13 protein-coding genes are annotated in these 12,707 nt (G+C 71.0%); 4 read left to right on the forward strand and 9 right to left on the reverse strand.

Annotated elements, in window-relative coordinates:
• Positions 1 to 11 precede the first annotated feature (11 nt).
• On the reverse strand, positions 12 to 515 hold the full coding sequence (locus tag ACFWNN_RS19935; RefSeq protein ID WP_382441395.1) for a YbaB/EbfC family nucleoid-associated protein: 504 nt from the start codon (positions 513 to 515) through the stop codon (positions 12 to 14).
• A 218-nt stretch (positions 516 to 733) separates the two neighbouring features.
• On the opposite strand from ACFWNN_RS19935, the gene ACFWNN_RS19940 reads away from it, so the two are divergent.
• Positions 734 to 1,033 carry a hypothetical protein gene (locus ACFWNN_RS19940; protein WP_382441396.1) on the forward strand — a complete coding sequence of 100 codons (300 nt, stop codon included), beginning with the start codon at positions 734 to 736 and terminating at the stop codon, positions 1,031 to 1,033.
• Between the two features lie 82 nt (positions 1,034 to 1,115).
• On the opposite strand, the gene ACFWNN_RS19945 is transcribed toward ACFWNN_RS19940, so the two are convergent.
• Positions 1,116 to 2,708: a beta-1,3-glucanase family protein gene (locus ACFWNN_RS19945; protein ID WP_382441397.1), complete on the reverse strand. Its 1,593-nt coding sequence runs from the start codon at positions 2,706 to 2,708 to the stop codon at positions 1,116 to 1,118.
• Positions 2,709 to 2,893: 185 nt separating this feature from the next.
• Between ACFWNN_RS19945 and ACFWNN_RS19950 the strand changes: the two genes are divergently transcribed.
• The 3 genes from ACFWNN_RS19950 to ACFWNN_RS19960 are packed head-to-tail and all read left to right on the forward strand — an operon-like array spanning position 2,894 to position 4,281.
• Positions 2,894 to 3,481 (forward strand): class I SAM-dependent methyltransferase, encoded by a 588-nt coding sequence (locus ACFWNN_RS19950; protein WP_382441398.1) that lies wholly within the window; start codon positions 2,894 to 2,896, stop codon positions 3,479 to 3,481.
• A 37-nt stretch (positions 3,482 to 3,518) separates the two neighbouring features.
• Positions 3,519 to 3,899: a hypothetical protein gene (locus tag ACFWNN_RS19955; protein ID WP_382441399.1), complete on the forward strand. Its 381-nt coding sequence runs from the start codon at positions 3,519 to 3,521 to the stop codon at positions 3,897 to 3,899.
• On the forward strand, positions 3,892 to 4,281 hold the full coding sequence (locus ACFWNN_RS19960) for a hypothetical protein (protein ID WP_382441400.1): 390 nt from the start codon (positions 3,892 to 3,894) through the stop codon (positions 4,279 to 4,281). Before ACFWNN_RS19955 ends, ACFWNN_RS19960 begins: the two co-directional genes overlap by 8 nt.
• Before the next feature lie 13 nt (positions 4,282 to 4,294).
• Here ACFWNN_RS19960 and ACFWNN_RS19965 read toward each other — a convergent pair whose 3' ends face one another.
• The 7 genes from ACFWNN_RS19965 to mppP form a co-directional block, all read right to left on the reverse strand.
• Entirely contained in the window at positions 4,295 to 6,832 is a 2,538-nt protein-coding gene (locus ACFWNN_RS19965) for an ABC transporter permease (protein WP_382441401.1), read from the reverse strand.
• A 27-nt stretch (positions 6,833 to 6,859) separates the two neighbouring features.
• Positions 6,860 to 7,630, reverse strand: coding sequence for an ABC transporter ATP-binding protein (locus ACFWNN_RS19970; RefSeq protein ID WP_382441402.1), 771 nt, complete (start codon positions 7,628 to 7,630; stop codon positions 6,860 to 6,862).
• An 86-nt stretch (positions 7,631 to 7,716) separates the two neighbouring features.
• A complete protein-coding gene (locus tag ACFWNN_RS19975) occupies positions 7,717 to 8,367 on the reverse strand; it encodes a response regulator (protein ID WP_382441403.1) in 651 nt (216 codons plus the stop codon).
• Positions 8,355 to 9,545, reverse strand: coding sequence for a sensor domain-containing protein (locus ACFWNN_RS19980; protein ID WP_382441404.1), 1,191 nt, complete (start codon positions 9,543 to 9,545; stop codon positions 8,355 to 8,357). The genes ACFWNN_RS19975 and ACFWNN_RS19980 overlap by 13 nt, the downstream gene beginning before the upstream one ends.
• Before the next feature lie 76 nt (positions 9,546 to 9,621).
• Positions 9,622 to 10,419, reverse strand: coding sequence for an enduracididine biosynthesis enzyme MppR (mppR, locus tag ACFWNN_RS19985; RefSeq protein WP_382441405.1), 798 nt, complete (start codon positions 10,417 to 10,419; stop codon positions 9,622 to 9,624).
• The gene (locus ACFWNN_RS19990) at positions 10,416 to 11,540 is read right to left on the reverse strand and encodes an aminotransferase class I/II-fold pyridoxal phosphate-dependent enzyme (protein ID WP_382441406.1); all 1,125 of its coding nucleotides are present in this window, start codon (positions 11,538 to 11,540) and stop codon (positions 10,416 to 10,418) included. Before ACFWNN_RS19990 ends, mppR begins: the two co-directional genes overlap by 4 nt.
• A complete protein-coding gene (gene mppP, locus ACFWNN_RS19995; RefSeq protein ID WP_382441556.1) occupies positions 11,537 to 12,682 on the reverse strand; it encodes an enduracididine biosynthesis enzyme MppP in 1,146 nt (381 codons plus the stop codon). Before mppP ends, ACFWNN_RS19990 begins: the two co-directional genes overlap by 4 nt.
• Positions 12,683 to 12,707 lie beyond the last annotated feature (25 nt).

Consider the following 12,707-nt stretch of genomic DNA (forward strand, 5'->3'; position numbering starts at 1 on the left):
CCCAGAGCGTTTCAGCGGTTCTTGAAGATCGAGCCGTCGCTGAAGTCGTCGTCCTCATCGCTGCTCGGCCGGGGCGCGGGACGGCGCGCGGGCGGCGGAGGGGCGGTCGCGGCGCGTTCCTCGTACTCCTCGTTGAACGCGTAGGCGGGAGCGCCCGGCTTGTCTTCTTCCTCCGGCGGCGGGAGGTACTCGGTGATCACGCGGTACGTCTCGGAGCCCTCGCCCTCGACCGCGGCGAACGTCTCCGCGACCTTCACGGCCGCGCCCCGCTGCGCCTTGCGCGCGATCTCCAGGATCTCGGCGGACAGCTGACCGTGCTGCTTGCGCATGGCGTCCGCGGTCAGCTCGAGGCCGGTCAGCGCACCGTTGGGCGCGACGCTCACCGTGATCGTCCCGTCGTTCGACGAGGCCGACCCGCTGGCCTGCGCGAGTCCTTCCTGGACGGCGGCCGCCTTCGCCTGTGCGTCGGCGATCTTCGCTTCGAAGTCGCGCATCCACTCTTCCGGCGTCTTCACCCCAGAGCTCCATCCACATTCGTCCGGACGGACCAAAGGATTCCACAACGGCTCGCAGCGCGTTGCCCGAACGCTCAGATCGACGGTCAGACCCCTGCGCCTGCGCTACCTCGACGGCTGCAGGTAGTTCGTGTCGCCGAAGCTTGAACTGAAAGTGCTCAGTCGATCACGTAAGGTAGCGAAGCTGGAGATGGCGCACGCGGCGAGCGGAGGACGGTGTGGCCACCGGCATCTATCGATGGGGGCTGCTCTTCCGCACGCTCTGGATCGCCGTCTTCACGCCGATCCTCACAGGACTCCTGATCGGCGGGATCTTCGGCCATCCCGTGTTCCTGGCCGTGTTCGCGATCTGGGTCGGCGTGCTCGCCTGCGTGCTGCGCGCCGAGGCGCTGAACGCCCGAGCACGCTCGCAGGAGTCACCGAGTGCCGGGTTGCTCGGCGCACGGGCCGGGTGGATGTCGCTCGCCATCGTGCTGATCTTCGGCAGCGCCGGGCTGATTCGGGCGGTGCTCGGCTAGGGCGTTCGAGCGGTTCGCGGCGGCGGGTACGACGAACGCCGGGGCGTACGAGCCGCCCCGGCGTCAGGTCGAGAGGAGAACGTCAGCCGCGGTGCCACTTCTGGTTGGCGCCGCCCACGCAGTCCCACATGTGCAGGACGGCGTCGTTGTTCGGGTTCCACTCGGCGATGTCCACGCACTTGTTCGCCTGCGGGTTGACCAGGTCGCCCGCGCCCGAGAGGACGAACTGCTGGGCCGGGTTGCCGGAGCAGGTGGCCAGTTGCACCGCCGCGCCGTTGTCGCGGGAGCCCCAGGCCACGTCCACGCACTTGTTGTTCTCGGTGCGCAGGGTGCCGTTCACCCACTCGAACTTCTGGTTGGTGCCGCCCGTGCAGTTCCACACGATGAGGCGCTGGCCGTCGGCGAAGTTCCAGTTCGGCACGTCGATGCACTTGCCGTGCCAGTCGCTGACGATGCTGCTGAAGTTGCCGGTGGGCGGGTTGGAGCCGCCGCTGAACGGGGTCAGGACGATGCCGGCCGAGCGCGGGTCTCCGTCGTGCACCAGGGACTCCTGGGCCTGCACGTCGTCGAACGCGAAGCCGTACGCCTTGCCGTCGACCATGTTCTGGTGCACGAGCTTCGAGTAGTGGTTGGTGATGGCGCCCTGGTAGAAGTCCGCGGGGCCGCCGCCCGGCTGGGTGGTGATGCGGTCCAGCGTGGTGCGGTGCAGCGCGGCGCACAGGGTGCGGGCGATCGGGCCGACGATCTGGTCGTTGGGGGCGTGCAGGGCGCCGTCGCAGCCCCAGACGTTCGACGTGGACGGCTTCGCGAACGACGCGACCTGCTGGCCCGCGGAGTTCGTGAAGTTCATGTTGTTGCCGGAGGTGCGGCCGAAGTACTTCACGTCCGGACGGTCGCCGAACGGCTGCACGGTCAAAGTCCTGCCCGTGTAGGAGTTCCACGCCTGGTTGATGTACGGGTCGAGGTAGTTGCGGTCGAAGTTGCCGACGTCGGCCGCCTTGCCGGGGGCGAGCACGCGCAGCACGGTGCCGTCGCCGCGGGTCATGATCGAGCCGCCCCAGCCGGCCTGGCCGCGGATGCCGTTGATGACGGCGTCACGGCCGCCCGGCTTCAGCTCGCCGGTCTTCTTCGTGGCGCCGCTCGCGCCGGTCACGGTCACCGCGTGCGGGACCGCGAACATGTCGACCTGCGAGCTGTTGAGCCACAGGCCGGCGTCGTTGTAGGTGAACTCGCTCCAGTCGAACAGGATGCCGCTGTTCGGGTCGCCGCCCGCCCACGGCGCGGGTTGCACCAGGCCGTCGGGCGTCAGGAAGAACTTCAGCTTCTCCCCGAACGACATGTAGACGCGGCCCGAGATGAACCGGGGCACGCGCAGCGTGGTGGTGCCGCCCTGGCCTGGGCCGGCGATGGACACGTCCGGTGCGGGGGTGGGCGGGTTGCCGCCCGGCGACCACGGCGTGAAGGCGCCGCCCTGGTTGACGTACCCGAGGCGGCCGTTGCGGATGTCGGTGCCCAGGACGTACAGGTGCACTGACTCGGATCTGCCGCTGTTGTTGGTGACGTTCAACGGCAACAGGTCGGGACCGATGGCCTGGGCCGGGGAAATCGCGATAGCCGCCGATGCGGTCGCCGCCAGCGCGGCGAGCGCGCTCAACCACTTCGTTCGAGTGCGCATGGTGCTCCTTGTGCAGGGGGTGCTCTGCCGGCAGGTCACCGACCCGGACTGCGAGGGACGGTCGGTGAACTCCGATCGAGAACTGGTCCAGACCGGTTATGAGAGCGCTTCCATGGTTGTTGGCTGATGGGAGCTATGTCAATACCGGGCCGGAACCGGGCACGGTCGCCAGTACGGTCGGGTCCATGAGCAACGAGGTGCGCGAGTTCTGGGACCGGCACGCGGCGGCGTTCGACGAGGAACCCGATCACGGACTGCTCGACCCCGCCGTGCGCGACGCGTGGGCGGCACTGCTCCTGCCGCTGCTGCCGGACGCCCCGGCGCGCGTCGTCGACCTCGGGTGCGGCACCGGCAGCCTGTCCGTTCTGCTAGCCCGGCAAGGACATCAGGTGCGCGGGGTCGACCTCTCCGGACGGATGGTCGCCGCCGCGCGAGCCAAGGCGGAGGCCGCCGGGGTCGAAGCCGAGTTCGTGGAGGGCGACGCCTCGACGCCGCCGTACGAGCCGGGGTCGGCGGACGTCGTGCTGGCACGGCACGTGTTGTGGGCCTTGCCCGATCCCGCCGCCGCACTCCACCGCTGGGCCGGGTTGCTCAGGCCGGGCGGGACGATGGTGCTCGTGGAGGGGCGGTGGTCCACGGGGGTCGGGCTCAGCGCCGCCGAGTGCCTGGAACTCGTGCGCGGCGCGGGACGGGAGGCCGAGGTCAGAGTGCTGGACGACGCCGCGTTGTGGGGACGGGAGATCGACGACGAGCGGTATCTGCTGGTCAGCTAGATTCCGGGGTGTCCCCAACGCTACCCGGAAGAGCCTCATGATCGACGTGCTGCCGACGGTGCTGACCGTCCTCGCGCTCGCGGGTGCCGCCTACGCGGGCCTGCTGATCGCGCTGAACAAAGCCCTGCTGCCGCTGACGACCCTGTCCAAGGGGCTGCTGGGGACCATGGCCGTGCTCGAACTGGGCCTGCTCGTCCAGGCCTTCGCCGGGTTCGCCGCGCTGGCGGGACTCGACCGCGAGATCCAGACGTTCTCGTTCGTCGGCTACCTGCTCGGGCCGCTCGTGATCGTGCCGGTCGGCGTGGCCTGGTCGGCCGCCGAACGCACCCGGTGGAGCGCGGGCGTGCTGGTCGTGGCGTGCCTGAGCGTGCCCGTGATGATCCTGCGACTCGGGCAGATCTGGGCAGGCCATGCCTGAGTTGCGCGAGGGTCCCGGCCGCATGCTGATCGCCGTCTACGGCATCTTCGCGCTCGCCGCGACGGCGCGGTCGGCGGTGCAGATCGGCACCCGGTTCGAGCACGCGCCGGTCGCGTTCCTGTTGTCGGCGTTCGCCGCGCTGGTCTACGTGCTCGCGACGATCGCGCTGGCGAGGGGCGGGCGCCGGGTCGCGCTGGTCGCGTGCTCGATCGAACTGGCGGGCGTGCTGCTCGTCGGGGCGGCGAGTCTGCTGGTGCCGCAGGAGTTCCCGGAGGCCACGGTGTGGTCGTTCTTCGGCATCGGCTACGGGTTCGTGCCTCTCGTCCTGCCCGTGCTCGGGCTGTGGTGGTTGCGGAGGACGGGGCCGTCAGGGGGAGGGTGACGGCCCCTGGCCTCTACTCCGCGGGTCGTGCCGCCGCGGTCACCTTCAGCGCGCGCATCGTCGGCACCATGCCGCCCGCCAGCGCGATCACCACACAGGTCGCCACCACCCCGATGAGTTGCAGCAGCGGCAGGTCCATCACGGCTTCCGCGCCCGTCGAGGCGAGTCCGCGCCACACACCCACGACGGTGACGACCGCGACCAGCAGGCCCAGGACCACGCCCACCAGCACCACGGCCATGATCTCGCCCAGCATCACGCCGGTGATCTGCCGGCCGGTGGCCCCGATCCGGCGCATCAGCCTGATCTCCTCGGTTCGTTCGCCCATCGACATCGCGAGCGTGTTGGCGATCGAGATGCCGGTGTAGAGGATGGCCATGCCGAACAGCAGCGCGATGGCGACCAGGTTGTCCTGCTGGGAGTTCTGCGACTGGCTGCTCAGCCACTCCTCGGAGGTCGCGACCGTCACGGCCGGGATCTCCGCCAGCGCGTCCCGGACGTCGTCCAGGTCAGTGCCGGGTTTCAAGGTCACGTAGGCCTCGCTGGTCAACGGGTCGTGCACGTGCCCTGCCGCGATCTCCGGCGTCAGCAGGATGTCCGGCAGGCCGGCGTCCGCACCCAGCACCGCCGCGACCGTCACCGGCACGGCCGTGCCGTCGCCCAGGTAGACCGTGGTCTGCTGCCCGGCGGTCCAGCCCAGCAACCCCGAAGCCTCGCGGTTCACCACCACCGTCGCGCCGGTGAACGCGTCCAGCGAACCGGCCGACGGCGCCACCTTGAAGACCGTGCCCAGCGTCCTCGGGTCGGCCACCCCCATCGTGACCTGGTCGGGTTCGCCCAGGTTGGGCGCCCAGCCGTTGGTCTTCACGACGCCCGCGACGTCCGCGACACCGAAGATCGACTTCATCTTGTCGATCGTGTCCTTCGGCAGCCCGGCCCCGCTGGACGCCGTCACCACGAACGGCGCGGAGAGGTGCGCACGGGCGTCCGCCGCCGCCGTCGCCGAGGTCGTGGCGATCACGCCCAGCATCGACGACCCGATCGCCACGGTGATCAGGATCGGCGCGGCCAGCGCGGCCACCCGGCGTGGTGCGGAACGACTGTTGGCGCCCGCCAGCATGCCGGTCACGTCGGTCCACGCGGACAACGGCCGGGCCAGCAGCCACACCAGTGGCGGCACGAACAACGGCGCCAGCGCGGCCAGAGCGACCACCAGCACCTCGGTCAGCACGATCGCGAAGACGACCGACGCCTCCCCGCCCACGCGCGCCATCAGCAGGATCATCAGCAACGCCAGGGCGAAGAAGCCGATCCCGATCAGCCACCGGCCGCGGGTCATCACGCCCTTCTCGACGTCGGCCTGGCGCAACGCCTCGACCGCGGCGACCTTGCCGGCCTGCCTCGACGCGGCGAACACACCGGCGACCGACACCCCCACGCCCACCAGGAAGGCGACGATCAGGGCCAACGGCGCGACGGGCGCGCTGAAACCGGGCGGGGCGATGCCGAAGCTCACGGTCAGCCCGGCCAAGATCTGCCCGCCGATCGCCCCCAGCACGCAGCCGACCAGCGACGCCAGCGTGCCCACGATCGCGGACTCGCCGATCATCATCCGCTGCACCTGCTTCGGCGTGGCACCAACGGTTCGCAGCAACGCCAGCTCGCGCCTTCGTTGCGCCACCACGAAGGCGAACGTGCTCGCGACCACGAACACCGACACGAACGCCGAGATCAGAGCGGTGATCGCCAGGAACGAACCCGAGTCGGTGACGGCACTGGTGTAGTCGCTGACCGTCGCGGGGTCGAGCTTGTCCGTGCCGGTCACGACGACCAGCCCCGGGTCCCCCAACGCCGTCCGCAGCTGCTCGGCCAACGCCTCGGCGGCGACCCCGTCCTCCGCGAAGACACCCACGGCGTCCACGGAGTCCTTGGCACCGGACAGTTCCGCGGCGACGTCATCGGTGAAGAACACGGAGCTCACCGCGAACCGGCCGTCCCCACCAGGTCCACGGGCCACACCGGCGACCTTCACGTCCCGGACCCCGCCGAGCGTGATGACCTGCGTGCGGTCGCCCGGTTCGAGGTTCTGCGCGGCCGCGGTGTCCGCGTCCAGCACGACCTCGTCCCGCGCACGCGGTTCTTTTCCCCCGGTCAGCTCGTACGGCGCCAGCGCGGCGCTCGACCAGCCGTGGCCCGCCCGCGTACCGTCCGGACCCCCGACGAGGGTCGCGGAGAACGTGCGGTCCAGCGCAACGGACTTCACCCCCGGCACGGCGTCCACAGTGGACCCGAGACCGGCCGGAACCCGGCGCGCCTCCAGCAACAACGGCGCGTAGTCGAACGTCGTCTCGCCGTCGTCGGTCGGAATGTGCGCACGCTGCTGCGCCCGCACCACCACCGAGGCGGCCTCGAACCGGCCGGCGCCGATCTGGTCGCGCACCAGCGAGGCGTCCCTGGTGGCCAGCAACATCTGACCGGTGGCGGCGAGCATCGTGACGCCCAGCACGACCACGACGATCAGGCCGGTGAACAGCTTCCAGCGTGTTCGCACCGACAGCAGAGAGATCCAGAACAACGCTCAGCCCCCCAGCGCGGCGAGCTTGGCCGCGACCGACTCGGGCGTGGGCTGCCGCTGCTCGGCCACCACGACGCCGTCGCTGAGGAACACCACGCGGTCCGCACAGGCCGCGGCCATCGGGTCGTGGGTGGCCATGATGACGGTTTGCCCGCGCACGTCCACGAGGTGCCGCAACGCACTCAGCACCTCGCGTCCGTTGTGGACGTCGAGCGCGCCGGTGGGTTCGTCGGCGAAGAGCACCTCGGGGTTGGTGATCAACGCACGGGCGATCGCCACGCGCTGCTGCTGACCACCGGAGAGCTGGCCGGGACGGTGCTTCGCGCGGTCGGCCAGCCCGACCTGACGCAGGGCGTCGATCACCTGGGAGGACGGCGGCTTCTGCCCGGCGAGCCGCAACGGCAGCATCACGTTCTGCTCGGCGGTCAGGGCGGGCAACAGGTTGTAGGCCTGGAACACCATGCTGATGCGGCTGCGGCGCAGCCGGGCGAGCGAGTCCTCGTCGAGCCTGCTGATGTCGGTCTCCCCGATGAACACCTGTCCGGCGCTCGGCCTGATCAGACCGGCCGCGCAGTGCAGCAGCGTGGTCTTGCCGGAACCGGACGGGCCCATCACCGCCGTCATCGAGCCGCGGCCGAAGCCCAGCGCCACCTGCCGGACGGCGTGCACCACGGCGTACTTCGTGCCGTAGTTCATCGTCACGTCCATCAACGTGACGGCGTCGCCGAGCGACCTGCCGACCGATGCGGTCGTCTCTCCCCTTGTGCCGAACATGTCCCCAAGTCAACTCATTCGGAGACTTCGGCACATCGCAGTTCGCTGCGATCTTGGGGGTGCAGCTACCTACACCCTCGAACGGACTAGTCGCGCTCGCTGTTGAGGTACGCGAGCACGGCCAGCACCCGCCGGTTGCCGCTGTCCGCCGGCTGCAGCCCGAGCTTGCCGAAGATCGCGCCGATGTGCTTCTGCACGGAGGATTCGGTGATGTGCAGGCGTTCCCGGATGGTCGTGTTGTCCTGGCCCTGCGCCATCAACGCGAGCACCTCGCGTTCGCGCGGGGACAACGCGTCGATCGGGTCGTGAGCCCGGCGGGTCAGCAGCTGCCGCACCACCTCGGGGTCCATCACCGTGCCGCCGCCCGCGACCCGCACCAGCGCGTCCACGAACTCCTCGACCCGCGACACCCGGTCCTTCAGCAGATAGCCGACGCCACCGGGCGAGTCGGCCATCAGCTCGGTGGCGTAACTGGTCTCGACGTACTGCGAGAGCACGAGGATCGGCAGCCCGGGCACGCGCCGCCGGGCCTCCAGCGCGGCACGGATGCCCTCGTCGCGGAACGTCGGCGGCATCCGCACGTCGACGATCGCCACCTCGGGCCGGTGCTCGACGGCCGCCTCGACGAAGCTCTCGCCGTCGACGACCCGCGCCACGACCTCGAAACCCGCTCTGGACAACAACAACGCGAGCCCTTCGGCCAGCAGGACGTTGTCCTCCGCGATCACCGCCCGCACGGCAGCTCCACCACGATCCTGCTCGGTCCGCCCGCCGGGCTCGTCACCGTCACCACTCCGTCCAGTGCGGCGACGCGGCGCCGGATGCCGACCACCCCGCTGCCGCCCGCCTCGTCGACGCCACCGCGGCCGTCGTCCGTCACGTCCACGACCAGCCGTTCTCCCGCCGTGTGCACCCGCACGTCGACGGACTTCGCGCCGCTGTGCTTGGCCACGTTCGTCAACGCCTCCGCGAGCACGAAGTAGGCCGCCGTCTCCACCGCGGCCGGCAGCTCACCGGTCTCGTCGAGGTCCAGGTGCGCGGGCACCGGGCAGTCCGCCACGAGCGACCGCACGGCTCCCGCCAGGCCTCGGTCCGCGAGGATCGGCGGGTAGATCGCGCGCACGATGGTGCGCAGCTCCGTCATCGCCGCCTCGACGCCCTCGGTCGCCTCGCCGAGCAGCTTCGACGCCACCTCGGGTTCGCTGCCCATCGTCTGCTTCACGATGCCGAGCCGCAGGGCGATCGACACCAGCCGCGCCTGGACGCCGTCGTGCAGGTCGCGTTCGATGCGGCGCAGTTCGGCGCCGTGCGCGGCCAACGCTCCGGCCCGCGACGACGTGAGCACCTCGACGCGTTCCTCGAGCTGCTCGGCGTCGGACCGGTCCAGCACGGCCAGCGTCAGCGCGGCCCACCAGCGGGCGAGACTCGGCAGCACGAACACCAGCAACGCGCCGGACACCAGCAGCACCGGAACACCGCTGAGCACGGCCGTTCCCCAGTCGCCGATCGTGACGCCCGGCAGCAGCTGCACGGGGTCGGAGTCCGGCAGCGCCCACCAGAACAACGTGCCCGCGAGCGACGCGAGCCCGAGTCCCAGCGCCAGCACCGTGAGCAGCCCGAGCGGCAGCCCCACGACCACCTGCACCGGCAGCCACGCGAGGTCGCGCCACGTCGTCGGGTCGCCGAAGACCCCGCGCCACCAGCTGAACACCCCGCCCCGCAACGGCTGGAACCGCCGGCGCACCGGGCGGCCGAGCAAGTGCCCGGCGAGCATCCGGTGCGTGTCGGTCCACAGCCGCAGCACGACCAGCACCAACGGCAGGAAGACCAGCCCCAGCCCGCCCGCGAGGATCGACAGCGCGGCGAGCAGCAGGGCGAACGGGACCAGTGCCGTCACGACCGCCGAAGGCGCCATGAGCAGCATCGTGGGCGCGGTTCGACGCACTCCACCCCAGATCGCCCTCACCACCCCATCCTCCCGGATCGGCCGGTCAGCCGAGCAGGCGGCCACCCACCAGCGTCTCGGCGTAGGAGAACACGTAGCCCGCGCCGACCTCGACCGGTGCCAGCGCGGCGAAGTCGCCGTCCAGCACGTCGAACAGCCGCAGGTCGGCCTCGCCCTGCCACACCGGCGTGAACTCGACGCCGGTCACCTCGGAGCTGACCAGCTGGCTGACCGGCTCGTCTTCGGGCGTCCACGCCGGGAAGTACCGGGTGTGCACCAGCGGAACGGTGTGCAGCACGGGCGGTTCGTCGGCGAGCCCGGTGATCTTCACGCTCGCCTCGGCGACGCGCCTGCCGGACACCGACAACGACCCGTGCAGCCTCTCCCCCGGTCCCGGCCGCTGCCCGGCGACCCCGACGGGCTTCGGCCGCGTCTGGTGGATCTGGCCGAACTGCTTCGGCATGCCCTGGATCCAGCCGCGCACCATCGGCACCGGCGCGTCGACCCACGCGTACGGGCAGCGCGCCATCGGACGGTCCTGATAGCCGCAGCCGATGAGCAGCAGGAACTCGGTGAACTGGCAGGTCGCCGGGTCTTCGAGCTCGGCGCCGGACTGCGAGCACCACTGCCACTCGGCGAACACGGCGGCGGCCGCGCCGGGGTCGGGACCGAGGTCGAGGCCCGGCGGCAGGAACCGCGCGGCGGCGTCCGGGTCCACCCGGTAGTCGACCATGATCACGTCGCCGGCGAAGTGCCACGGCGGCGGCGTGACCATCGACGACGTGCCGCTCGGCGACAGCGGCAGGCTGTAACCGGTGGGCGTGGGCAGGCTCGTTGCGGTCATGAGCTGATCCGTTCCGCTAGTGCCCAGGTCGTGCGCAGCGCACGGCCCGCGGCCGCGAGTTCTTCCGGTCGGTTGAGGCTGTAGGACAGGCGGACGCGGGGCGCGCCGGACGCACCGAACCGCGACCCGGCGGCGACCCGCACCCCGGCCTGGGCGGCGGCCGCCGTCAGGCCGTTCTCGGAGTGGGACGACCCGAAGCGCAGCCAGAGGAAGAAGCCGCCTTCCGGTGCCGTCACGTCGATGTCGCCGAGCGCGCCGAGCAACGCGTCCCGCCGGCCGCGCAGGTGCACGCGCAGGCGTTCCAGGTGCCGGTCGTACTCGCCCTGGGCGATCAGCACCGAGACCGCCAGCGACGTCAGGTGGTTGAGCGACCCTCCACTGTGGAACACCCCGTGGCCGAGCAGCCGTTGCACCACAGCGGGTCCGGCCGTCAGCCAGCCGAGCCGCAGGCCGGGTCCGAGGGTCTTGGAGAACGTGCCCAGCCGGATCACGCCGTCGGGATCCAGCCGGGCCAGCGGCGGTGGCACGGCGGCGAAGCCCAGCTCGGCGTACGCGTCGTCCTCGACGACGAGCACCCCGCGCCGGCGTGCGACCTCCAGCAGCTCGCGCCGCCGGCGTTCGCCCACCACCTGTCCGGTCGGGTTGTGGAACGTGGGATTCAGGTACGCGAACGCGATGTCACCGTCCAAAGCGGACTCGAACGCGGCCGGGTCCATGCCCTCGGAGTCCGCGGGCACGTGCACCAGCCGCAACCCGCAGCTTGTGAGGATCGCGCGCCCGTAGTCGTAGCCGAGGCGGTCGGTCACCACGGTCTGCCCCGGCCTCCCGAACGTCGTGCCGAGCAGGTGCAGCGCCTGCGAGGTGCCTGCGGTGACCACGACGTTCGCCGGGTCGGCGGACGCCCGTCGCGCGAGCACCTCGCGCAACGGGAGCGCTCCCGCGTTGTCCCCGTAGGCGAGGGCGGCGGACCCGAACTCGTCCAGCGCCCTCGCGTACGCGTACCGGATCAGCTCGACCGGCTGCAGGTCCGGGCCGGGATAGCCGGGCCCGAGGTCGAGGACGCCCGGCGGGGCGACCTCCTGCACGACCCCGAGGCGCCAGGCCGGGGGGAAGGGCGTCACGAGGACTCCAGCACCGACCGCAGCAGCTTCGTGGCGGCCTCGACGGCGGAAGGCGACCGCGACAGGGCGATCCGCAGGCAGTTCTCGCCCTCCTCCGGACGGGCCCAGTGGAACGGCCCGCACGGCAGCGCGAACAGGTTGTGCTTGCGGAGTTCCTGCCACACCAGCAGACCCGAGCGCGACCCGAGGTGCACGCGCTCGACGCTCGCGCGGCTGCCGGGGTCCGGGAACGTCACCTCGGGGATGCCGGCGAGCCCGTCCCGCACGATCTTCCGGTTGGTGGCGATGAACCTGTGCAGGTCCGCGAGGCCGCCCTCGGCCGCGTCCTCGGCGAGCCGCTTGATCATCAGCAGGATCAGCGGGGAGACGCCGAGCAGGATGTCCGAGTAGACCTTGCCGAGCGGCAGGCCGTTGTGCTCGGACGACACCAGCCAGCCGACCTTGAGCTCCAGCGTCGGCCACAGCTTGCCGGTGTCCTCGATGACGACCCAGCGGCACCCGCTGTTCTGCAGCACCTCGTAGTGGTCGTAGTGCGCGGCCGGGTCGAAGCCGCGGAACGACGTGTCGAGCGTGAGCACGACGTCGTGGTCGCGGCACTGCTCGGCGAGGCGCGCCAGCCGTTCGCGGGCCATGACCCTGCCGGTGGGGTTGTTCGGCGTGGTGACGAAGAGGCAGCCCACCGAGTCGAGCAGCTCGGCCGGCAGGTCACCGCCGTGCAGCGGTTCCTCCTCCACGGCGACGAGTTCCAGTCCGACGCCCCGGAGGATGTCCGGGATGTTGTCGAACGTGGGGTGCACCAGCGCGATCCGGCCGGTGACCGTGGCGAGCGACCGCGCGAAGATCTCCATCGCGACGGACGACGAGTAGCAGCTGAGGACGCGTCCCTCCGCCGTCGGGTACGAGTGCTGGCCGAGGGTCTCGAAGTAGGTGCGGATCGCCTCGCGCTCGATCTCGTCGACCGGCTGCTTCGCCGCCTGCGCCCACAGCTGCGGCAGGTCCTCGACCACCCGCGACTGGCCGAGGGTCAGGTCCTGGCGGGCGTGCCCGTCCGCGAGGTTGAGAGAACTGCTGAGGGCCAGGAACTCGAACTGGGTGAGGTTGCCCAGTTCGTCGTCGGTGGCCGGTGACTGGGTTTCCTGCATGGTGCTCACGGAGCTCCTTAACGGG

This window comes from Lentzea sp. NPDC058450 (assembly GCF_042721395.1).
Classification (GTDB): domain Bacteria; phylum Actinomycetota; class Actinomycetes; order Mycobacteriales; family Pseudonocardiaceae; genus Lentzea.